20 protein-coding genes are annotated in these 22,697 nt (G+C 61.5%); 15 read left to right on the forward strand and 5 right to left on the reverse strand.

Annotation, left to right across the window (positions count from 1 at the left end):
* The first annotated feature begins 174 nt into the window (after positions 1–174).
* Positions 175–1,878: an electron transfer flavoprotein-ubiquinone oxidoreductase gene (locus MPZ60_RS13325; RefSeq protein WP_034355525.1), complete on the forward strand. Its 1,704-nt coding sequence runs from the start codon at positions 175–177 to the stop codon at positions 1,876–1,878.
* On the opposite strand, the gene MPZ60_RS13330 is transcribed toward MPZ60_RS13325, so the two are convergent.
* The gene (locus MPZ60_RS13330; RefSeq protein WP_156367901.1) at positions 1,867–2,025 is read right to left on the reverse strand and encodes a hypothetical protein; all 159 of its coding nucleotides are present in this window, start codon (positions 2,023–2,025) and stop codon (positions 1,867–1,869) included. The two genes, MPZ60_RS13325 and MPZ60_RS13330, sit on opposite strands and share 12 nt — an antisense overlap.
* Before the next feature lie 395 nt (positions 2,026–2,420).
* On the opposite strand from MPZ60_RS13330, the gene MPZ60_RS13335 reads away from it, so the two are divergent.
* The 10 genes from MPZ60_RS13335 to MPZ60_RS13380 all read left to right on the forward strand — a co-directional run bounded on the left by MPZ60_RS13335 (position 2,421) and on the right by MPZ60_RS13380 (position 13,504).
* Positions 2,421–3,389, forward strand: a complete 969-nt coding sequence (locus MPZ60_RS13335; protein ID WP_034355528.1) for an ABC transporter substrate-binding protein — start codon at positions 2,421–2,423, stop codon at positions 3,387–3,389.
* A 116-nt stretch (positions 3,390–3,505) separates the two neighbouring features.
* On the forward strand, positions 3,506–4,390 hold the full coding sequence (locus MPZ60_RS13340) for an ABC transporter permease (protein ID WP_003054767.1): 885 nt from the start codon (positions 3,506–3,508) through the stop codon (positions 4,388–4,390).
* A 23-nt stretch (positions 4,391–4,413) separates the two neighbouring features.
* A complete protein-coding gene (locus MPZ60_RS13345; protein ID WP_003064901.1) occupies positions 4,414–5,208 on the forward strand; it encodes an ABC transporter ATP-binding protein in 795 nt (264 codons plus the stop codon).
* A 536-nt stretch (positions 5,209–5,744) separates the two neighbouring features.
* Entirely contained in the window at positions 5,745–7,220 is a 1,476-nt protein-coding gene (locus MPZ60_RS13350) for an amino acid permease (protein ID WP_034355532.1), read from the forward strand.
* A 185-nt stretch (positions 7,221–7,405) separates the two neighbouring features.
* Positions 7,406–8,782: a DUF1329 domain-containing protein gene (locus MPZ60_RS13355; protein WP_242881674.1), complete on the forward strand. Its 1,377-nt coding sequence runs from the start codon at positions 7,406–7,408 to the stop codon at positions 8,780–8,782.
* Between the two features lie 58 nt (positions 8,783–8,840).
* Positions 8,841–9,221, forward strand: coding sequence for a hypothetical protein (locus tag MPZ60_RS13360; RefSeq protein WP_131324662.1), 381 nt, complete (start codon positions 8,841–8,843; stop codon positions 9,219–9,221).
* 38 nt (positions 9,222–9,259) lie between these two features.
* Positions 9,260–10,975: a SulP family inorganic anion transporter gene (locus MPZ60_RS13365; protein ID WP_034355603.1), complete on the forward strand. Its 1,716-nt coding sequence runs from the start codon at positions 9,260–9,262 to the stop codon at positions 10,973–10,975.
* Positions 10,976–11,015: 40 nt separating this feature from the next.
* Positions 11,016–11,810, forward strand: coding sequence for a GGDEF domain-containing protein (locus MPZ60_RS13370; protein ID WP_052057607.1), 795 nt, complete (start codon positions 11,016–11,018; stop codon positions 11,808–11,810).
* 4 nt (positions 11,811–11,814) lie between these two features.
* The gene (locus tag MPZ60_RS13375; RefSeq protein ID WP_012838439.1) at positions 11,815–12,666 is read left to right on the forward strand and encodes a MinD/ParA family protein; all 852 of its coding nucleotides are present in this window, start codon (positions 11,815–11,817) and stop codon (positions 12,664–12,666) included.
* A 52-nt stretch (positions 12,667–12,718) separates the two neighbouring features.
* Positions 12,719–13,504 (forward strand): sulfurtransferase, encoded by a 786-nt coding sequence (locus MPZ60_RS13380; protein ID WP_034355544.1) that lies wholly within the window; start codon positions 12,719–12,721, stop codon positions 13,502–13,504.
* Positions 13,505–13,653: 149 nt separating this feature from the next.
* On the opposite strand, the gene MPZ60_RS13385 is transcribed toward MPZ60_RS13380, so the two are convergent.
* The 3 genes from MPZ60_RS13385 to MPZ60_RS13395 all read right to left on the reverse strand — a co-directional run bounded on the left by MPZ60_RS13385 (position 13,654) and on the right by MPZ60_RS13395 (position 15,556).
* Positions 13,654–14,208, reverse strand: coding sequence for a flavodoxin family protein (locus tag MPZ60_RS13385; protein WP_034355547.1), 555 nt, complete (start codon positions 14,206–14,208; stop codon positions 13,654–13,656).
* Between the two features lie 169 nt (positions 14,209–14,377).
* Positions 14,378–14,785, reverse strand: a complete 408-nt coding sequence (locus MPZ60_RS13390; protein WP_012838442.1) for a DoxX family protein — start codon at positions 14,783–14,785, stop codon at positions 14,378–14,380.
* Between the two features lie 69 nt (positions 14,786–14,854).
* Positions 14,855–15,556 carry a pirin family protein gene (locus MPZ60_RS13395; RefSeq protein WP_003064881.1) on the reverse strand — a complete coding sequence of 234 codons (702 nt, stop codon included), beginning with the start codon at positions 15,554–15,556 and terminating at the stop codon, positions 14,855–14,857.
* Positions 15,557–15,677: 121 nt separating this feature from the next.
* Here MPZ60_RS13395 and MPZ60_RS13400 point away from each other — a divergent pair, with 121 nt between their 5' ends.
* From MPZ60_RS13400 to trmB, 4 genes are all read left to right on the forward strand, one after another.
* Entirely contained in the window at positions 15,678–16,616 is a 939-nt protein-coding gene (locus MPZ60_RS13400; protein WP_034355550.1) for a LysR family transcriptional regulator, read from the forward strand.
* 133 nt (positions 16,617–16,749) lie between these two features.
* Positions 16,750–17,865 (forward strand): NAD(P)/FAD-dependent oxidoreductase, encoded by a 1,116-nt coding sequence (locus MPZ60_RS13405; protein ID WP_034355552.1) that lies wholly within the window; start codon positions 16,750–16,752, stop codon positions 17,863–17,865.
* Positions 17,866–17,906: 41 nt separating this feature from the next.
* On the forward strand, positions 17,907–18,965 hold the full coding sequence (gene gluQRS, locus MPZ60_RS13410; RefSeq protein ID WP_034355554.1) for a tRNA glutamyl-Q(34) synthetase GluQRS: 1,059 nt from the start codon (positions 17,907–17,909) through the stop codon (positions 18,963–18,965).
* Positions 18,966–18,994: 29 nt separating this feature from the next.
* Positions 18,995–19,729 (forward strand): tRNA (guanosine(46)-N7)-methyltransferase TrmB, encoded by a 735-nt coding sequence (gene trmB, locus MPZ60_RS13415; protein ID WP_003074922.1) that lies wholly within the window; start codon positions 18,995–18,997, stop codon positions 19,727–19,729.
* Between the two features lie 230 nt (positions 19,730–19,959).
* On the opposite strand, the gene alaS is transcribed toward trmB, so the two are convergent.
* Positions 19,960–22,584 carry an alanine--tRNA ligase gene (gene alaS / locus MPZ60_RS13420; protein WP_034355557.1) on the reverse strand — a complete coding sequence of 875 codons (2,625 nt, stop codon included), beginning with the start codon at positions 22,582–22,584 and terminating at the stop codon, positions 19,960–19,962.
* Between the last annotated feature and the right edge of the window lie 113 nt (positions 22,585–22,697).

The raw sequence follows: 22,697 nt of genomic DNA on the forward strand, positions 1-22,697 counted from the left end.
GCGATCACTAGCCTATGGACTTTGCCGCAACACCGATTGATGCGCTGTCGCCAAATCTGCACGGTCGTGCCGGGCTGTCAGCATAGAATCGCCCGCATCGCGGTTTTTGCAGACGCACCTGCCAAGGCCGCGCACGCCAGTTTTCCCAATCCAATATCAAGCGAGACTTTCCCGATGACAAACGAAGAGATCCTGGCCCAGTACGGCCCGCGAGAGGCCATGGAATATGACGTGGTGGTGGTGGGCGGTGGCCCCGGTGGCCTGGCCACTGCCATTCGCCTCAAGCAACTGGCGGCCGAAAAAGGTCAGGATGTTTCCGTAGTCGTGCTGGAAAAAGGCTCCGAGCCTGGCGCACACACGCTGTCTGGCGCCATCATGGATCCTCGCGCGCTGACCGAGCTGATCCCCGACTGGAAGGAAAAGGGTGCTCCCCTGAACCAGCCGGTGACCGAAGACGCCATGGTCTTCCTCGGCGAGAAGAGCTCCTTGCGCACGCCCAACTGGCTGCTGCCCAAGTGCTTCCATAACGAAGGCAACTACATCGTTCGCCTGGGCTTTGTCACCAAGTGGCTGGCAGAGCAGGCCGAAGCCCTGGGCGTGGAAATCTTCCCCGGCTTCACCGCTGCCGAAGTGCTCTACAACGAAGACGGCTCCGTCAAGGGCGTGGCCACCGGCAATATGGGCATCAGCAAGGAAGGCGAGCCCACGGGCGACTTCCAGCTGGGCATGGAACTGCACGGCAAGTACACCATCTTTGCCGAAGGTGCGCGCGGCCACCTCGGCAAGCAGATCATCGCCAAGTACTCCCTGGATGCCAACCGCGACCCGCAGACTTACGGTCTGGGCATCAAGGAACTCTGGGAAATCGACCCCAAGCGTCACAAGCCCGGCATGGTGCTGCACACCGCAGGCTGGCCCATGAAGAGCGACACCTACGGCGGTGCCTTCCTCTATCACCTGGAAGACAATCTGGTCACGCTGGGCTTCATCACCGGCCTGGATTACTCCAACCCCTATCTGTCTCCATTCGAGGAGATGCAGCGCTGGAAGACCCATCCCAATATCCGCTACTACCTGGAAGGCGACGAAGCCAATGGCATCAAGCCCGGCAAGCGTATCTCCTACGGTGCCCGTGCCATCACGGCCGGCGGCATCTCCAGCCTGCCCCGCTTTGTCTTCCCCGGCGGCGCGCTGGTGGGCTGCGAAGCCGGCTTCCTCAACGTCAGCCGCATCAAGGGCAGCCACGCCGCGATCAAGACCGGCATGCTGGCCGCCGAAGCTGCCTACGCCGCCATCGTCGCAGGTCGCCAGAGTGACGAACTGACTGCCTACACCTATGCGTTCGAGAACAGCTGGCTGTATGAGGAACTGTGGAAGGCACGCAACTTCAAGGCCTGGTTCAAGAAGGGCCTGACCACCGCCTCGATCATGAACGGCCTGGAGCAGTTCGTGCTGCGCGGCAACATCCCCTGGACGCTGCATCGCAACAAACCCGACCATGCCTATCTGAAGCCTGCGGCCGATTGCACGCCCATCGAATATCCCAAGCCCGATGGCAAGCTGACCTTTGACCGCCTCTCCAGCGTGTTCATCAGCAGCACCAATCATGCAGAGAACCAGCCTGCTCACCTGACGCTCAAGGACGCCAGCGTTCCCGTCGACGTGAACCTGACCAAGTTCGCCGGTCCCGAGCAGCGCTACTGCCCCGCAGGCGTCTACGAATTCGTCGAGGACGAAGCTAATGCCGGCAAGCAGCGCCTGCAGATCAATGCACAGAACTGCGTGCACTGCAAGACCTGCGACATCAAGGACCCGACACAGAACATCGTCTGGGTGACACCCGAAGGCGGCGGCGGCCCCAACTACTCAGGTATGTAATCCGTCCACGATTGCATTCGGCGGCTGAAGCTGCTCCGGATGCTGCTCCATAAAGCCTGCGCCAGCCATTGCTGCGCAGGCTTTTTTCATGGGCTGAATGTTTTTAGCAACGCAGGCCGCCAAATGCCCACAAATTTGCAGCATCACAGAAAAAACGCATGCCACCGCAATCGCCGCGAATCACTCAATGAAGATCGCTTGCCGGTGCAGAAAGAGCAATGTTCAAAAAACAGGCAATTGCATCAATATGCCTGCCCATATCGCGCAAGGCGCAGGAAAAATGCAGTAGAAAACCAAAATCCGGCCCCGCTCAACGCAATATTGCGCGCCATTGCCCTGCTTCCACACACACTAACTCCTGCCAATTAGCGCTTTGCGCAGCTTTCATGCCATTTTTTCGCGATCATCGTATAGGGATAAACAAGGTTATCTCAATCGCGAAGACAGCCAGATCGGTGCAGTAGACTTTGCCGCGAGGCGACGCGCATCACGCACTGCCGTCTTAATTCACCTGCAACACACAACAAACGCTGGAGATACACATGAAGCAGCTGTCCTTGGCCCGCATGGGCGCACTGGCCCTGGCAATTTCCGCCATGTCGGGTGCCTATGCCGCCGATACCAAGTCCGTGGCCGTGACCGCCATTGTTGAACACCCCGCCCTGGATGCGGTGCGCGACGGCGTCAAGGATGCCCTGAAGGCAGCCGGCTACGAAGAAGGCAAGTCCCTGAAGTGGCAATACCAGAGTGCACAGGGCAATACCGGTACGGCTGCCCAGATCGCGCGCAAGTTCGTGGGTGACAAGCCCGATGCCATCGTCGCCATCGCCACGCCTTCCGCGCAGGCCGTGATCGCGTCGACCAAGACCGTGCCCGTCGTGTTCTCTGCCGTGACCGACCCCGTTGCCGCCAAGCTGGTCGCCAGCTGGGAACCCTCCAAGAACAATGTGACCGGCGTTTCCGACCTGCTGGCCCTGGACAAGCAGATGGATCTGGTCAAGCAGGTCGTGCCCAATGCCAAGCGCATCGGCATGGTCTACAACCCGGGTGAAGCCAACTCCGCCGTGGTTGTGAAGGAACTGCAGGCCCTGCTGCCCAAGATGGGCTGGACTCTGGTGACGGCTGCAGCTCCCCGCTCGGTGGACGTCTCCAGCGCCGCACGCTCGCTGGTAGGCAAGGTGGACGTGATCTACACCAACACCGACAACAACGTGGTGTCGGCCTACGAATCGCTGGTCAAGGTTGGCCAGGACGCCAAGATTCCTCTGGTGGCGTCTGACACCGACTCCGTCAAGCGTGGCGCCGTGGCCGCTTACGGCATCAACTACCGCGATCTGGGCGAACAGACAGGCCGCATGGTGGCGCGTATTCTCAAGGGCGAGAAGCCCGGCGACATCAAGCCCGAAGTCTCTACCAAGATGGAACTGTTCGTGAACCCCGGCGCCGCTGAAAAGCAAGGCGTGAAGCTGTCCGACGCGCTGATCAAGTCCGCCGCTACCGTGGTCAAGTAATCCACTCCCTGTCGCCAGCACTGCCGCTCTCAGGCGGTGCCAGCACAGCGGCAGGTGCCGTGGCAACATGGCCCTGCCGATTTTTTTAGACGTTTGCCGCGCCTGTCGCTCTCTCTATGTCTCTATTTTCCATCCTCGGTGCCATTGAAATTGGCCTGATCTTCAGCCTGGTGGCGCTGGGCGTCTTCATCTCCTTTCGCTTGCTGCGTTTCCCCGATCTGACGGTCGACGGCAGCTTTCCCCTTGGCGGTGCAGTGTGCGCCATTCTGATTTCCACGGGCACCAACCCCTGGCTGGCCACGCTGGCCGGCACGGCAGCCGGTGCCGTCGCGGGCTTCATCACAGGCTGGCTCAACGTCAAGCTCAAGATCATGGACCTGCTGGCCTCCATCCTGATGATGATCGGCCTGTACTCGGTCAACCTGCGCATCATGGGCGGCCCCAATGTGCCGCTGATCAACGAACCCACTCTGTTCACCATGCTGCAGCCGGCGAACATTGACGACTATGTGATGCGCCCCCTCATCATGCTGGGCTTCGTCATCGTGGCCAAGCTGGCTCTGGACTGGTTCTTTGCCACCGAACGCGGTCTGGCCATCCGCTCCACGGGCTCCAACGCCCGCATGGCCCGCGCCCAGGGCGTCAACACCGGCGCCATGATTCTGCTGGGCATGGCAATTTCCAATGGCCTGGTCGGTCTGGCCGGAGCGCTGTTCGTGCAGACGCAGGGCGGCTCCGACATCTCCATGGGCATCGGCACCATCGTCATCGGTCTGGCGGCCGTGATCGTGGGCGAAACCATCCTGCCCTCGCGCAAGATCATCTGGGCCACGCTGGCCGTGGTGCTCGGCGCCGTGGTCTACCGCTTCTTCATCGCAGCGGCCCTCAATATCGATGCCATCGGCCTCAAGGCACAGGACTTGAATCTGGTGACGGCAGTGCTGGTGACCATCGCACTGGTGATTCCGCAAATCAAGAAAAAGCTGAGCAAGCGCAAGTAAGAAGAAGGACGGCGGAGAACACCATGCTGAACGCACAAAACCTCGAACTCACCTTCAATCCCGGCACGCCGATCGAAACCCGCGCCCTGCGCGGCCTGTCGCTGTCCATCCCCGACGGTCAGTTCGTGACCGTCATCGGCTCCAACGGCGCAGGCAAGTCCACATTTCTGAACTGCGTCTCGGGCGACCAGAGCGTGGACAAGGGCAAGATCGAAATTGCCGGCATCGACATGACGCGCATGCCGGTATGGTCCCGCTCCAAGCAGGTGGCCCGCGTGTTTCAGGACCCCATGGCCGGCACCTGTGAAGACCTTTCCATCGAAGAGAACATGGCGCTGGCACACGAGCGCGGCAATCTCCGCGGCCTGTCCAAGGCAGTGAAGGCCAGCAATCGCGAGCTGTACCGCGACCGTCTGGCCACGCTGGGCCTGGGTCTGGAAAATCGCCTGACCGACCGCATCGGCCTGCTCTCGGGTGGACAGCGCCAGGCCGTGAGCCTGTTGATGGCGGCGCTGCAGCCTTCGCGCATTCTGCTGCTGGACGAACACACTGCCGCCCTGGACCCGCGCACCGCAGACTTTGTGCTGCAGCTGACGGCACGCATCGTGCAGGAAGCCAATCTGACCACCATGATGGTGACGCACAGCATGCGCCAGGCGCTGGATGTGGGCACGCGTACCGTCATGCTGCACCAGGGCAATGTGGTGCTGGACGTCAGCGGCGAAGAGCGCTCCAAAATGGACGTGCCCGACCTGCTGCATATGTTCGAGAAGGTGCGTGGCGAGAAGCTCGCGGATGACGCCTTGCTGCTCAGCTGATGGAGGCCGGACGACCTGACCGCACACAGGTCACTATCAAAAAAGAAGCTGCCAGTCCTTGATAACCATTGGCTGGCGGCTTTTTTCATCTCAAGATAGAAACTATCGACAACCAACATTGACATTTCGGCATTTATTTTTGACGAAATGGACAATAAAACAATCAAATAGACAGATCTCTACCGAAAGCAGGCCGAGTATGAAGCCAGTCTCGCCGACGATTTGACGAAGATATAAGGATATTTTTTTGAATTTCCGATCCAGTCATTAATTCTGAAATATCAAACACTTAGATATCGATTCAAGCCATAGCGGCCCTGATCCACAGCTCATGCTGTACGGCTCATGCGCAAATCGCTCACAATCTGCACCCTATCGGAAGCCACTGAGCACGATGCATGTCATCGCCGTTCACGCTGACCGCGTTGATATCCGGGGACTCCTGATATCAGGGCGCAACAAACGGGCATGAGGCCCAGGCTTTTACCAGCCAGGACCGCCAAGGCTTCATGATCCGCAAAAAACCAATATCTCTCATGAGCGATAGCCAAGCAAAAACTGACAACGGTGGCTTGCACCGTTCCCTCAAGGCCCGACATATGTCGATGATCGCCATCGGCGGCTCCATCGGCACCGGTCTTTTTGTCGCCTCTGGCGCAACCATCTCGCAAGCAGGCCCCGGCGGCGCATTGCTGGCCTACATGATCGTGGGCCTGATGGTTTATTTCCTGATGACCAGTCTGGGCGAGATGGCCGCGCACATGCCAGTCTCCGGCTCTTTTGCCACCTATGGCGCCAAGTACGTGGATGAAGGCTTTGGCTTCGCCCTGGGCTGGAACTACTGGTACAACTGGGCCGTGACCATTGCCGTGGACCTGGTTGCGGCGCAGCTGGTGATGGCCTACTGGTTCCCCGACACCAACGGCGTGCTGTGGAGTGCGCTGTTTCTGGCACTGATGTTCGGCCTGAACGCACTGTCCGCCAAGGGCTTCGGCGAATCCGAGTTCTGGTTTGCTGCCATCAAGGTCACAACGGTGCTGGTCTTCATCGCCATCGGCGTGCTGATGATCTTTGGTATTTTGCAAGGTGGTGCGCCTGACGGTATCTGGGGCAATATCGCCAACCTGAGCACAGGCGACGCGCCGTTTGCGGGCGGTTTTGCAGCCTTGATCGGCGTGGCCATGGTGGTGGGCTTTTCCTTCCAGGGCACGGAGCTGATCGGCATCGCCGCCGGCGAATCCGAAGATCCCGCCAAGAATGTGCCCAAGGCCGTGCGCAAGGTGTTCTGGCGCATTTTGCTGTTCTACGTCTTTGCCATCCTCATCATCGGTCTGCTGATTCCCTATACCGATCCCAAGTTGCTGCGCAACGATCTGGGCGATATCGCCGTCAGCCCCTTCACACTGGTGTTCGAACGTGCCGGCCTGCTGGGTGCCGCTGCCGTGATGAATGCCGTGGTGCTGACCTCCGTGCTGTCGGCCGGCAACTCCGGCATGTATGCCTCCACCCGTATGCTGTATGCGCTGGCCAAGCAGGGCATGGCGCCCAAGCTGTTTGCCCAGGTCAACACGCGCGGCGTGCCCGTGCTGGCATTGATCGCCACCACCGTGATTGCCGCCCTGTGCTTTCTGACCAATATCTTCAGCCCCGAAGTGGTCTACATCTGGCTGCTGAATCTGTCCGGCATGTGTGGCTTCGTCGCCTGGCTGGGCATTGCCATCAGCCACTACCGTTTCCGCAAGGGCTGCGAAGTGCAGAACTACGATATGAACCAGCTGCCTTACAAGGCAGCGGCCTTCCCCTTCGGCCCCATCTTCGCCTTTGTGCTGTGCCTGATCATCACCTTGGGCCAGAACTATGAGAACCTGATCAAGGACCAGATCGACTGGGTCGGTGCCATCGCCACCTATATCGGCCTGCCTCTCTTCCTGGTCATCTGGTTTGGCTACAAATGGGTCAAGGGCACCAAGATCGTCAAATACTCGGAAATGGATCTGAACGGCTCGCGTTAATACCTAGTCATTTTTGATCCCGCCCAAGGCAGCGCCGGCAACGGCGCTGCCTTTTTTGCGTCCTGGGCCTGCCTCGAATGCCGTCGATTAGTCTCAACAGACGATTCATGTCATGACAAATATCTGAAAAATAAATGCTCACAGGCAACGGCCTGCAAGGTTTTTTCACTAGGAAAACAAGAGCAATGCAACAAAAGACGATGAGCGCAGCACTGATGCTGTGCATAGGTTTGCTGAGCGCAGGAGCCGCCTGTGCCAAGGTTCCCGCCACGGAAGCCGACAAGCTGGGCAAGGAGCTGACCTGCACCGGCGCCATCAAAGCCGGCAATACCGACGGCAGCATCCCGCCATTCACGGGCAAGATCCTGGGCGTTCCTCCCGGCGTGAAGTTCACCAAGTCCGTGGGACAGTTCCAGCCCGATATCTACGCCAACGAAAAGCCGCTGTTCGAAATCACGGCCGCCAATATGGCGCAATATGGCGACAAGCTCAGCGCCGGTCAGAAGGCGCTACTCGCCAAGTTCCCTACCACCATGCGCATTCCCGTCTATCCGGGCCACCGCGACTTCCGTTATGACGACGACATCTGCGCCGTCATCAAGCGCAATGCACTGGAAGCCGAGGTAGTCAACGACGGCAATGGAGTCAAGGGCTTCATGGGCGCTCTGCCCTTCCCCATTCCCAAGACCGGGCTGGAACTGCTATGGAACAACCTCATGCCCAGCCGCGCCAGCACCGAAGAGGTGGAACGTGACATGGCACTGGTGGGCGCAAGCGGCGATATCGCCTGGGGCCGCACCAGCTATATCCAGCTCAGTCGTTATGACTCCAAGGAAAATCTGGGCAAGCCCAACGAGGGCAAATACGCTTATGTGACCAATTTTTCCATCCTGCCCGAGCGAGAAAAAGGCGGAGTGATTCTGTCCATCGAGCCCATGAACTTTGGCACGGACAAGCGCCTGGCCTGGAATTACGATCCCGGCACTCGCCGCGTGCGCCAGCTGCCCGAGTTCGGCTATGACCAGCCCTCCCCCGGCACCAGCGGCAAGGCGACCATCGACTCCGAGCGCCTGTTCAACGGCGGCTCCGAGCGCTACGAGTGGACCATGCACGGCAAGCGCGAGATGTTCATTCCTGCGAACACCTTCCGCATCAACCAGCAGATGAAATACGCCGATCTGCTCAAGCCAGGTCATCCCAACCCTGCCTACACCCGCTATGAACTGCGCCGCGTCTGGGTGCTGGAGGGCAAGCTCAAGCCCGGCTTCCGACACCTGTACTCCAAGCGTGTGATGTTCATCGACGAAGACACCGGCCACGCCGTCTCGGGTGACTTCTACGACGCACGCGGCCAGTTGTGGCAGCACGGTGAAATCAATTACTACTATGCCTACGACATCAAGAAATGGCACGCGGGCACATCGTTCTACTATGACCTGAATGCCGGCTCCTATGTGAGCATGAATCTGGTCCAGGAGCGCCCCAAGGCACCGATTCTGGGCAAGGACGACCTCAAGCCCAGCCAGTACACGCCCGAGGCGATTCGCAACCTGGGCAACTGATAGACAACAGGTGGCTCAGCCACTGCGCGCACCGCACCGCAAGGTGCAAAGAGAGGCCATGAGCCTCTCTTTTTTATGGCCGCTCCTGCCCCGAAACTGGAGCGCACCCCAGCATATGCGCAGGCTGCGTGCTAGGATGAAACACGGTGCCAGCATTGAAAACCATAGCAGCTGGCGTCGTTTTTTTTGTCTTCGAGTCGATTTCAACGTGAACATCATTCACAAGCAGCCAGCGACCCACCCGGTCGCATGGCAGGGCGCGAATCTGGCGGGCGACCCCTCCCGGACTCATCGGCCATCCGCCAACACCCTTGCCGCCATCGCTGCCATGCGGGCCCGGTTCGGACAACGCCTCGAGTCACTTTGGAACAAGGCGTCCCGCTCGGCCAAGGTCGCAGCCTCGTCCTGTTTTAATCCCTGCACAACAAAGCCCGACTAAGCTTGCAGACGATTTAGTTCGCCGCAATCATGACTTCCATGCAATCACTGGCCCGATGGCTGCCCTTTCTTAATTGGCCCAAACCGACTTTTGGCCTGCTGCGCGGCGAGTTCTGGGCCGGCTTGACCGTGGGCCTGATGTTGCTGCCCCAGGGCGTGGCTTACGCCGCGCTGGCGGGCATGCCGCTGATTACCGGCATCTACGCCTCCATCATTCCTGCTGCGGTGGCCATCCTCTTCAGTCCGTCGCCCCGCCTGGGTGTGGGGCCGACGGCGCTGAGCGCCTTGCTGATCGGCGCCTCTCTGACCGGCATGGCCGAACCGGGCTCGGCCCAGTGGGTGGTGCTCGCTGCATGGATGGCCATTCTGTCGGGCCTGGTTCAATGGAGTCTGGGCGTGGTACGCGCGGGTTGGCTGCTCAATCTGGTCACCTCGCCGGTACTGGCAGGTTTTACCCAGGCTGCTGCGCTGCTGATTCTGGCTTCGCAGCTGCCCACCCTGCTGGGCATGCGCGCTGACTGGTCCACCGTCTGGCATTCGCCGTCCATCTATCTGTTCAGCATCCAGTCCATCGCCTACGGCCTGGTCAGCATGGGCTTGCTGATGCTGGCCAAGAAATGGCGTCCTGCTTTTCCCTCGGCCATTTTCATCATCGGTCTGAGCGGGTTCATCAGCTGGCTCACGGGCTTCGCCGATGCGGGCGGAGCCGTGATCGGCCACCTGCCTGCGGGACTGCCCAGCTTCCAATGGCCCGGCATGCTGGACTGGGAGCAGTTCGGCGCCCTCGTCATGCCTGTGCTGGTCATCTCCCTGGTCAGCTTTCTGGAAACCGCGTCCAGCGCCCAGGTCGAACATCAGCAGGCCGGCACGCGCTGGAACGAGAACCAGGATTTGATCGCCCAGGGCCTGTCCAAGATCAGCGCCGGCCTGTTCGGCAGCTTTGCCACCAGCGCATCTTTCTCACGCTCTGCCGTCAATCTGCTCGCAGGCGCCAGGACCGGCTATGCCAACGTCTTTTCCATTTTGCTGGTGGTTGTGGTCGTGCTCTGGTTCATTCCCTGGCTCTACCATGTGCCCCAGGCAACGCTGGCTGCCATCGTGATCACCGCCGTGCTCAACCTGGTCAAGCCCAGCGCGATTCTCAAGCTTTTCAGGATCTCCAAGGTCGAAGCCAGCATCAGCGTCGCCACGCTGGTGCTGACCATCGTCACCGCCCCGCGCATGTACTGGGGTGTGTTCGCAGGCATCATGCTCAGCCAAGCTTACTACCTCTATCACCATCTGCACCCGCGCATCATCGAGGTCGGCGAGCATCCCGACGGCAGCCTGCGCAGCCGTCTGCTTTGGCAATTGCCACCCCTGGCACCTGAAGTCGTGGCTCTGCGCATGGATGCAGACCTGGACTTTGCCACGGCCACGGCACTTGAGCGCTACGCGGCCGATGCACTGCAGCAAACGCCCCAGGCCAAAGACCTGGCACTGCTGATGCAGTCCATCAACAGCATAGACATCACCGGAGTCGAAACCTTTGCCCGACTGGAACGCCTGGTCGCATTGCGCGGCGGTCTGCTGCACGTGGTGGGATTGAAGTTGCCGGCCGAGCAAAGGCTGGAACGCGCCGGACTGCTGCACAAGGAAGGCAGCCCCATCAGGCTATATCGCACGGATGCCGACTTTCTGCGAACACTTGGCAATTTCCCCACAGAACTGAGTCGGATCAACGCTGACGAAAAGCCTACATCCACAAAAAGCTAGGGGTCGCTGCTACACTGACGGTCATCATTGATAGTTTGTCGTGACTTCATCCGCCCCCCACCAATCCGTGTTTTTGCGCGATCTGCGCCTTGCCACCGCACACAATCTGGTGACTCGCGCGGGCGGTAGCGATAACCGTCTGCCCACTGACACTCCCACCCATTACCTGCAAGCACTCATTGATGGCTTGTGCGCACTGTCTTTGCGCGACCCCCTCACGGGGCTGGCCAACCGACGCCATTTCCGCTCCGTGATCGAGCGCGAAATCGACCGCGTGGCCCGCTCCGGAGAAACCGCACTGCTGCTGATGCTGGACATCGACCATTTCAAGCAGATCAACGACGAGCACGGTCATATTGCTGGCGATATGGTGCTGCAATCCGTGGCACAGACCCTGTCCGAAATCATTCGCCCCATGGACACCCTGGCGCGCTTCGGTGGTGAAGAATTCGCCATAGTGCTTCCGGTGTGCCCTGCGCATCAGGGCCGCGCGGTCGCCGAGCGCTTGCGCCAGGCCATCGAAAGCAACTCCATCGCTTTGTCCTCGGGCCAGTCGCTGAAGATCACTGTGAGTATCGGTGGGGTCTACGCCCAGCAATGGATTCGCAGCACGGCGCAACTGTGGACCGAGCGTGCCGATCGCCAGCTCTACCTGGCCAAATCGGCGGGACGCAACTGCGTCTGCGTGGAGGATCCGCCCGACAGTACGGTGAGTGCCGAGGAAAAAAGCCTGCTTTTCAGCCCTTTGCCTGCCGCTTCGTTAGAGGAAAATGTCTCTGACAATACAGCACCAGACGTAAACACCGACGCCGCAAGCCAGGTCATAACGCCTTGAGACGATGGACACCTTGGCCCCTCACCCTACTTTGCCCGCTCATATATCCATGGAAGATGCCCTGCGGGCGCCTGGCCGCAACAAGCAGGCCCACATCATTGCCGTCACCAGCGGCAAAGGCGGTGTCGGCAAGACTTTCGTCTCGGCCAATCTGGCTGCTGCGCTGACGCGTCATGGCTTCAGCGTGCTGGTATTGGACGCGGACCTGGGCCTGGCCAATCTGGATGTGGTGCTCAACCTCTACCCCAAGGTCACGCTGCACGATGTGTTCACCGGTCGCTCCACGCTGGAAGATGCCATTCTGACCACGCCGGGCGGCTATTCCGTGCTGCTGGCCGGCTCGGGCATGATCGAGTACTCGCGCCTGACCCCCGAGATTCGTTCCCAGTTCATGCGCACGGTGGAGTTGCTGCGCCCGCGCTACGACATCATCTTGCTCGACACCGGTGCCGGCATCTCGGATGTGGTGCTGTTCTCCGTCTCTCTGGCAACCGAAGTGCTGGTCGTGGCCACGCCCGAGCCCACTTCGCTGACCGATGCCTACGCTGCCATCAAGGTGCTGGCCCTGCAGCAAAAGCGCCAGCAGATCCGTCTGGTCATCAACCAGGCGCAACGCCCCGGCGATGGCCGCGCCATCACGGGCCAGTTGCAGCAGGTGCTCAACCGCTTCGTGACCACCGAGTCCGGCCAGCCGCTGCAGCTGACCCACTGGGGCGATATTCCGGTCGACTCCGCCGTGCGCGAGGCCGTGATGCGCCGACAGCTGCTGCTGCAGGCCATGCCCGGAGCACCCGCATCCCTCGCAGTGGCACAGCTGTCCAATAAAATCAAGGCAGAGCTGACGGCCCCGGTCTGAGCTGCATCACCGTCGATGCAGCAGCCGCGCGGCCGCCCCCCCGGATATCGACGTGGCCGACATACTCAACATCTCCTGCTACAAATTCACGCCCCTGCCCGACGCCGACCAGCTGCGCCAGACGCTGCTGGAGCGCGCAAATGACCTGAGCCTCAAGGGCACGGTGCTGCTGGCCGAAGAAGGCATCAACTTTTTCCTGGCCGGCCCTGCCGAGGCCGTTCGCGGCTTTGTGGACCAGCTCAAGCAAGACCCGCGTTTTGCCGACCTGGCTCCCAAGGAAAGCTGGTCCGAGACCGTGCCCTTTCGCAAAATGCTGGTCAAGGTCAAGAACGAGATCATCCGCATGGATCATCCCGCCATTCGACCCGCCCATGGCCGTGCGCCATCGGTCAGCCCGGCCACGCTGCGCCGCTGGCTGGAGCAAGGCCATGACGACGAGGGCCGCGAGGTGGTGACGCTGGACACGCGCAACGACTACGAAGTGGACGAAGGCGCGTTTGCCGGCACGATCGACTGGCGCCTGAGCAAGTTCACCGAATTCCCGCCCGCACTGCGCCAGCACAAGGACGAATTCGCCGGCAAGACCGTCGTCAGCTATTGCACTGGCGGCATCCGCTGCGAAAAGGCCGCCATCCTCATGCAGGACGAAGGCATCGAAAACGTCTACCAGCTCGAAGGCGGCATCCTCAAATATTTCGAGGAGACCGATGGCAAGTTCTACGACGGCGGCTGCTTCGTCTTTGACGGTCGCGACTCGCTGGGCACCGATCTGTCGCGCACCGAGCTGGTTCACCCCCGCCCCATCAAAAAGCATCTGATGGAACAGGACGCGGAGTAAGCAGCGCCAAGATGGCGCTCAATGCCACTATCAAAAACTAAGCGGCTAGCGCTTTCTCAGACTAAGTTTCAGAAACATTCATCTCTGAAACCCCTGCAGGACCGGCGCTAGCCGCTTTGAATTGGATAGCACCCAACTTAGCCGAACGCTTATCTGGCCCAGCGTGCTGCAGCCTTGGCCACGCGCTCGCCAAACTGGCGTGCGGTTTCCAGATCACCGCCGGCCATCTCGCCGGCCGATGAATCAGAGGGTGACTGCGCCATGGCACCACAGAAACTGCCCATCCAGTTCACATCGTTGCGCTGGGCGGCCTTGGTATTCGAAGGCAGCAGGCCCAGTCCCACCCACACGCCGCCATGCTGCATGGCCAGGTGGTAGAAATAATCGAGCGTGACCTGCTTGTCGCCCTGCACGCTCGCGCTGTTGGTAAAGCCGGCAAACAGCTTGTCCTTCCAGGCCTGGGCAAACCAGGCCTTGGACGAGGCATCGGCAAATTTCTTGAATTGCCAGCTCGGAGCGGCCATATAGGTCGGCGCGCCGAAGACGATGGCATCGGCCGCGGCCAGCTGCTCCCAGCCGCCCTCGGGCAGATTGCCATCGGCGTCGATGGCCAGCAACTGTGCGCCCGCGCCCTGGGCCACGGATTGCGCCATGCGCTGGGTATGGCCGTAGCCGGAGTGGTAGACCACAACGATATTGCTCATGATTTCTTCTTTCCTGCTTGCATCGGCGCGGCCATCCGCCGCGCCATCCTGTATCTGTACCAAATAAAGGCCCGCCGGATTGACACCCGGCGGGCCTTGTCTTGCGAGAGCGCGCTAGCTTATCAAAGCTATGACCGCTTGCGCACTTTCAGCTTGTGCTCTTCATGCTTCAGCCTTTGCGGCCGTCCACGCTCCAGGCGCCTGCCCCATGGGCGGCGTAGCCAAGCAGGCCCCCGACCACGGCGATGTTCTTCCAGAACAGCAACTGCTGCATCATGGCGGCCTCTGCGGGCACGCCCCAGAAGTTATGGAAGAAGAAGCTGGCGATCAGCGTGAAAAACCCCAGGATCAAGGCCGCGCAGCGCGTGTGCCAACCCAGCAATATGGCCAGACCGCCCACGATCTCGATCACCAGGCCCACCGCCACCGCTACCTGAGGCATGGGCATGCCCGCCGATGCGGCATAACCCACGGTGCCTGCAAAGCCACTGATTTTCTGAATGCCTGCAGGCAGAAACAGCAGGGCAATCAGCACACGGCCCACCAGGTCCAGAGGATTTCGCAATTGATTCAACATTTCAACTCCAGTCATTGCGACCCAGGGCCGCGTTGGTTCATATCAGTACAAGCCTTGAAATCGTCAGACTCAAGGTTCCAGGTCAAACACCAGAACTTCCGCAGCCCGGCCATTGGCAAGGCGCAGGCGCTCCTCATTTTCAATAAGTGCAGCGTCGCCGCTTGTCAGCTTTTGTCCATTCACGTCCAGCTCGCCACGCACCAGGTGCACATAGGTCTTGCGACCGGCTGGCAGGGCCACATCGGCAGCCTCTTCTGCATCGAACAGACCGGCATACAAGCGTGCATCGGCATTCATGGGAACCGAGCCCTCGGCACCGTCAGGTGAAGCCACCAGACACAGACGTCCACGCTTTTGCGCCTCGCTGAATGTCTTCTGGGCATAGCCTGGCTCGATACCCGTCCGTGCGGGCAGCAGCCAGATCTGCAGAAAGTGCGTGGTCTGCTCCTTGGCATAGTTCTGCTCGCTGTGCACCACCCCCGAGCCCGCGCTCATGCGCTGCACCTCTCCAGGCAGGATGGGAGTTTCATTGCCCATGCTGTCCTTGTGCGAGAGCGCACCTTCGAGCACATAGCTGATGATTTCCATATCGCGGTGGCCGTGCGAGCCAAAGCCTGTGCCGGGGGCAATCCGGTCTTCGTTGATCACGCGCAGATTGCCGAACCCCATATGGCGCGGGTCGTAGTAACCGGCAAACGAAAAGCTGTGATAGGACTTGAGCCAGCCGTGGTCGGCGTAGCCGCGTTCCTGGGATTTGCGCAGAGTCATCATGGTGTGCTTCCTTTCGTTCAAGTGACTGTCTCTATGGGCTCTACTGTAGAAGTCACCTGCCAGGCTGTGGCTGAACGGCGTTGATGGCATCATTCAAACTGTTTGAATCATCAATCTCACCATGCCCAGCTCACGCGATGTGCTCACCCCCGACAGCCTTGCCATGCTGCAGGCCATTGCCGAAACCGGCAGCTTTGCCGCCGCTGCGCGCTCCCTGGGCCTGGTGCCCAGTGCGCTGACCTACCGCGTGCGCCAGATCGAAGATGCGCTCGATGTGCTGCTGTTTGACCGCAGCTCGCGCCATGCCCAGGCCACGGAGGCCGGCCAGGCCCTGCTGCGCGAAGGCGCCCGCCTGCTGCAGGAGATCGATGCCGTGGCGCACCGCGTCAAGCGCGTGGCCACGGGCTGGGAGCCGCAGCTGACCATCGTCATCGACGGGGCCGTGGCCCGCACGCCCATCTTCGAGCTGGTCGAAGCCTTTTATGCGCTGACTCCGCCCACCACACTCAAGCTGCGTGACGGCATTCTCAATGGCACGCTGGAAGTGCTGACCAGCGGCCATGCCGATCTGGCCATTGGCGTGGCGGTCAACACCAGCAATGTCTCCGAGCTGCAGACGCGCGAAATCGGGGAGATTGATTTCGTCTTCGCCGTCGCGCCACACCACCCTCTGGCCAGACTCGACGAGCCGCTGTCCGACGAGTTGCTGCTGCGCCATCGCATGGTGGCCGTGGCCGACTCCGGCGTGCGCAGCAACACCAGCTTTGGCCTGGTCAACGGCCAGGACGTGCTCACCGTGGACAGCATGCAGGCCAAGCTGGAGGCCCAGATACGCGGCATTGGCGCCGGCTTTCTGCCACGCGGCATGGTGCAGGCTTATCTCGATGCCGGCCTGCTGGTCACAAGACAGGTGCAGCGCGCCAGTCGCAATCTGCGCCTGCACTATGCATGGCCCGGCCCCGCCCACCGTACGCCTGGACGTGCCCTCCAGTGGTGGCTGACGCAACTGGAAAGCCCCGCCACGCGCAAGGCGCTTATGGAAAACCATCACCGTCAATAAGCTGCTGCGCGTCGCAGCCATCACGCGGGAGGTGTAGAGTGAGTTGCGCTGCAACAATTCAGCACAAGCAGCACTTGCTATCTTTTGGATAGCTGCTACGCTAGAACTCAAACGGTGTCGAAAAGGCTTTTTCATGAATGCTTCCCGCACTCGCGCGTCCGCAACTGCCTCCGCTTCCTCCCCTTCCCCGCATACCGGTGCCAAGCGCATTGCCGTCATCGGCGCGGGCATTGCAGGTCTGGCCTGTGCCCGCACGCTGATGCAGGCCGGGCACGACGTCCATGTCTATGAGCGCCTGACCCAGGCCGGCGGACGCATGCGCTCGGTCAGCGGCCCCTACGGCAGCTTTGACATCGGGGCCCAGTTCTTCACCGTACGCGACCCGCGCTTTCAGCAAGTGCTGGACACCACGCCCGGCAATCTGCGCGCCTGGAGCCTGAACAGCGTGCAGACCCGCAACGCCCAGGGCCGCAGAGTCGACAAGCACACGCCGGTGCGCGAGACCCACTGGGTCGGCATGCCCGATATGCAATCGCTGCCACTGGCCTGGGCAGCGCCGCTATGGGATGCCGGACGCCTGCATCTGGGCCAGTCCCTGCGCGCCATGAGCCACCACATTGCCAGTGGCAGCAACCACAGCCGCCACCAATGGTCCCTGATGCTGGATACCGAAGAGCACGGCCCACAGATTGCTGCCGACTTCGATGCCGTGGTGCTGGCCGTGCCGGCGCCCGTGGCCGCGCAGCTGCTGCAGACCGCACCGCAGGGGGCGGCCCTGGCCAGGACCCTGGCCCCTGTGGAAATGGCCCCCTGCTGGGCCATGACGCTGTCCTACCCCATGGCCGCGCAGGCCGGACTGACCACACTGGGCCCGCAGTGGAATGCCGCACGCAGCACGCATGAGCGCGTTGCCTGGGTAGCCCGCGAGTCCTCCAAACCCGGCCGCGCCCAGACCGAGCGCTGGACGATTCATGCCAACCCGCTGTGGTCCAACGAGCACCGCCACGACGACGCCACGCGCGTGCTTGCCAAGCTGCAAAAGGCCTTCGGCGAGATCACGGGCATCCGCGTTGCGCCGCGCCATGCCAGCGTCTACCTCTGGCAGCATGCCCAGACGCTGGCGCCCCTGGGCAGGCCGTTCAGCCACGACCCCTCGGTCGGCCTGAGCCTGTGCGGGGACTGGTGCATAGGCATGCGGGTGGAAGACGCTTTTGTCTCGGGTCTGGAAATGGGGCTGGCCCTGGCCTGAGCCAACTGCGCGCAGTCAAGGGGCGTAAGATGGCGTCCCTCATGACTGCGGCCCTCTCCCGTTCCTCCTCCAGCGCTCCCTGCACGGGGCCATATATCGGGCGCTTTGCGCCCTCTCCCACCGGGCCGCTGCATGCCGGCTCTCTGGTCGCGGCACTGGCCAGCTGGCTGGATGCACGCGCCCACCACGGACGCTGGCTGATTCGCATCGAAGACATCGATCCGCCACGCTGCCAGGTTGGTGCCGACCAGGAAATCCTGCGCCAACTGGCCGCCTGCGGCCTGCACTCCGATGCCCCCGTGGTCTGGCAGTCGCAGCGCCATGCACTCTATGAAAAAGCGCTGCAACAGCTGCAGGCGCAAAAAATGGCCTACCCCTGCGGCTGCACGCGCAAGGACATCGAAGCCGCCTGGCTGGCACAGGGACTGACTCACGAGCGCCATGTGGAGCGGCCCTACCCCGGCACCTGCCGTCATGGCTTGCAAGGCAAGCCTGCCAGAGCCTGGCGCTTTGCGCTGGAGCAGCAGGTACATGACTTACAAGAGAATCAACCCGAAACACTCTATCAACAAGCGCAAGCAGCTACGCAAAGCATAGCAATCGGGCACTCTTGCCTGGAAAGCAAGCGCCCCGTGCTGCACTGGCAGGACCAGCGTCTGGGCGCGCAGCAGCAAAACCTGCTCGCCAGCGTGGGCGACTTTGTGCTGCGCCGAGCGGACGGGCTCTGGGCCTACCAGTTGGCCGTGGTCGTCGACGACGCCGAGCAAGGCATCACCGATGTGGTGCGCGGCGAAGACCTGGCCGACAACACCCCTCGCCAGATCGCGCTGCAACACGCCCTGGGTCTGACCCAGCCGCGCTATCTGCACACGCCGCTGGTCTGCATGGAAAACGGAGAAAAGCTCTCCAAACAGCATGGCGCACCCGCCGTGGATGTCAGCCAGCCGCTGACCGTGCTTTCTGGCGCGGCGCAGCAGCTCGGCCTGCCACAAGCGCCCGCAGCCGCATCCTCCAGCAGCGAAAGCCCCGCAAGCGCCTTGCCTTTGGCGCTGGACTTCTGGGTCCGGTGCTGGCGCCAAACCTACAATATCGCCCCGTGACTTCTTCAAATCCAACACCTACCACCGATATGGCCGAAAACGTGCCAGCCGCTGACGCATCCGCAGCATCCCAAGGCCAGGCGCCCGAAGGCGTGGCCTATCCCAAGACCATCAAAAGCTATGTACGCCGCGCCGGCCGCACCACCACGGGCCAGGCCAAGGCTTTTGAAGAACTCGGTCCGCGCTTCCTGCTGCAATACCAGAAGGCTCCTCTGGACGCCGCTGCCGCCTATGGCCGCGACGGCAAGCTGATTCTGGAGATCGGCTTCGGCATGGGTGAAGCCACCGCCCATATCGCCCGCGTGCGCCCCGACGATAATTTCCTGTGCTGCGAAGTGCACGAGCCCGGCGTGGGCGCGCTGCTCAAGCGAATTGGCGAGCAGGAGATCGAGAACATCCGCATCCTCCAGCACGATGCCGTGGAAGTCATCGACAACATGCTGCCCGAAGCCTCGATCGATGGCGTGCACATCTTCTTCCCCGACCCCTGGCACAAGAAAAAGCACAACAAGCGCCGCCTGATCCAGAGCCCGCTGATCGCCAAGCTGGCTGCTCGCATCAAGCCCGGCGGCTACATCCACTGCGCCACCGACTGGGAACCCTATGCGGTGCAGATCCTGGAAGTGCTGAACGCAGAACCCATGCTGCAGAACACGGCCGAGAACTACGCCGAAAAGCCCGACTACCGTCCGCTGACCAAATTCGAAAACCGCGGCATTCGCCTCGGTCATGGCGTCTGGGACCTGGTGTTCAGGAAGAAGTAACCCCCTGAGGCGCTTTGCGCCTTCCCCCTTTCTCTACGCGCTTCGCGCTATGGAAGGGGGACGATGCCTTCGCCGCGAGGCGGCTCTTGCTCGGCATCTCGGATCTTGGTCTGCGCCAGTCGCAAGGGTTTCGCTCCAAACCATAAAAAACGCTCCTCAATGAGGAGCGTTTTGTTTTGGGTCAAGGCAGCCTAAGCTGCCTTTTGACGCTCGCCTTACAGGCGCTCGGCTCAGAGGCGCTCGGCCACCCAGGCTTGCACGCTGGCCAGCGCTGCGGGCACGGCTGCGGCATCGGTGCCGCCGGCCATGGCCATATCGGGCTTGCCACCGCCCTTGCCGCCCACTTGCTGGGCCACAAAGTTCACCAGCTCGCCGGCCTTGACCTTGGCAGTTTCAGCCTTGGTCACGCCTGCAGCCAGCTGCACCTTGTCGCCGTCCACGGCAGCCAGCACGATCACGGCCGCGCCCAGCTTGTCCTTGAGCTTGTCCATGGTGTCGCGCAAGGTCTTGGCATCGGCGCCTTCGAGCTTGGCTGCCAGCACCTTGACGCCATTAACGTCGGCTGCCTGCGTGGCCAGCTCGTCGCCCTGGCTGGAAGCCAGCTTGCCCTTGAGCGCAGCGATTTCCTTTTCCAGTGCCTTGATCTGATCCAGCGCACCGCCGATGCGGTTGGTCAGCTCGGCCGCAGGTGCCTTGAAAGCGGCTGCGGCCTGGTCCACGGTGGACTCCAGCGATTGCAGATAAGCCAGCGCGTTCTCGCCGGTAATGCCTTCGATACGGCGCACGCCAGCGGCCACGCCGGATTCGCCCACCACCTTGAACAGGCCGATGTCACCGGTACGGCTGACGTGAGTGCCGCCGCAAAGCTCGCGGCTGGAGCCGATATCCAGCACGCGCACGGTTTCACCGTACTTCTCGCCGAACAGCATCATGGCGCCGGTCTTCTGGGCGCTTTCGATGTCCATCACGCGAGCGTCGGTGGCGGTGTTGGCCAGCACCTCGGCATTCACGCGGGCTTCGATCTCGCGGATCTGCTCGGCCGTCACGGGGGCGTTGTGCGCAAAGTCGAAGCGGGTGCGCTCGGCATTGACCAGCGAGCCCTTTTGCTGCACATGGCCGCCCAGCACTTCGCGCAAGGCCTTGTGCATGATGTGTGTGACCGAGTGGTTGCGCATGGTCGCTGCGCGCACGGCGGTATCCACCTGTGCTTCAACGGCATCGCCCACCTTCAGGCTGCCGGCTTCCAGCACGCCGTGATGACCGAATACATCGGCCTTGATCTTGAGCGTGTCTTCCACGGCAAAGCGGTTGCCGCCTGCGGCAATCACGCCCTGGTCGCCTACCTGGCCGCCGGATTCGGCGTAGAAGGGGGTCGTGTCCAGCACCACGACACCGTTTTGGCCGGCCTGGAGCTCGTTCACGCTCACGCCATCGGCGTACAGCGCGACGATCCTGGCAGCCTCGGCCAGCTTGTCGTAGCCGGTGAACACATTGGCGTCCCCCGTGTATTCCAGCGCGCGATCCATCTTGAACTTGCCGGCTGCGCGGGCAGTTTCCTTCTGGTGCTGCATGGCGGCATTGAAGCCGGCTTCGTCCACCGTCACGCCACGCTCGCGCGCCACGTCGTTGGACAGGTCCAGCGGGAAGCCGTAGGTGTCATGCAGCTTGAAGGCCACATCACCAGGCAGCACCTTGACATCGCCGGCCAGAGCGCTGTCCAGGATTTCCATGCCGTTGGCCAGGGTCTCGAAGAAGCGCTCTTCCTCGGCCTTGAGCACGCTGGTGATATGCGCTTCCTGCTCCTTGAGCTTGGGATAGGCATCGCCCATCTGCACCACCAGGTCGGCCACCAGCTTGTGGAAGAAGGGAGTCTTCTGGCCCAGCTTGTAGCCGTGACGGATGGCGCGGCGGATGATGCGGCGCTGCACATAGCCGCGACCTTCGTTGGAAGGAATCACGCCGTCGGACACCAGGAAGGAAGTGGCGCGGATATGGTCGGCAATCACCTTCAGCGAAGGAGTGCTCAGATCTTCGGTGCGGGTTTCGCGGCCGGCAGCCTTGATCAATGCCTGGAACAGGTCGATCTCGTAGTTGCTGTGCACATGCTGCAGGATGGCAGCCAGGCGCTCCAGGCCCATGCCGGTGTCCACGCAAGGTGCGGGCAGCTTCACCACGGAGCCGTCTTCCTTCATGTCGAACTGCATGAACACATGGTTCCAGATCTCGATGAAGCGGTCGCCGTCTTCTTCCGGGCTGCCGGGAGGGCCACCGGCAATGTGCTCGCCGTGGTCGTAGAAGATTTCCGAGCAGGGGCCGCAGGGGCCGGTGTCGGCCATCATCCAGAAATTGTCGCTCTTGTACTTGCCGCCCTTGTTGTCGCCGATGCGGATGATGCGCTCGGCAGGCAGGCCGATGACGTTCTTCCAGATGTCATAGGCCTCGTCGTCTTCGTGATAGACCGTGGCCAGCAGCTTCTCGGCGGGCAGACCGAAGACCTTGGTCAGCAGCTCCCAGCCCCACTCGATGGACTCCTTCTTGAAGTAGTCGCCGAAGGACCAGTTGCCCAGCATTTCGAAGAACGTGTGGTGGCGCGCGGTGTAGCCCACGTTTTCCAGGTCGTTGTGCTTGCCGCCGGCGCGCAGGCAGGCCTGCACCGAAGTTGCGCGGTTGTAGGGGCGCTTGTCCGTGCCCAGGAACACGTCCTTGAACTGCACCATGCCGGAGTTGGTGAACATCAGCGTCGGATCGTTGCCGGGAACCAGCGAGCTGGACGCGACAACCGTGTGGCCCTTGGAAGCGTAGAAATCCAGGAACGTCTTGCGGATGTCCGCAACGGAAAAAGTGGGTGTACTCATGGTGTTTGGTATGAAGACGCCTGCATGACGCCTGCGATCAGTACGGCCCGGCGCTGCTTTTTCAGGAGCTGCGCAGACAGGCAAATCAGCCGAACATTATAGGTTTGCGGCTA

Source organism: Comamonas sp. 7D-2 (assembly GCF_022749555.1).
Taxonomy (GTDB): Bacteria; Pseudomonadota; Gammaproteobacteria; order Burkholderiales; family Burkholderiaceae_C; genus Comamonas; species Comamonas thiooxydans.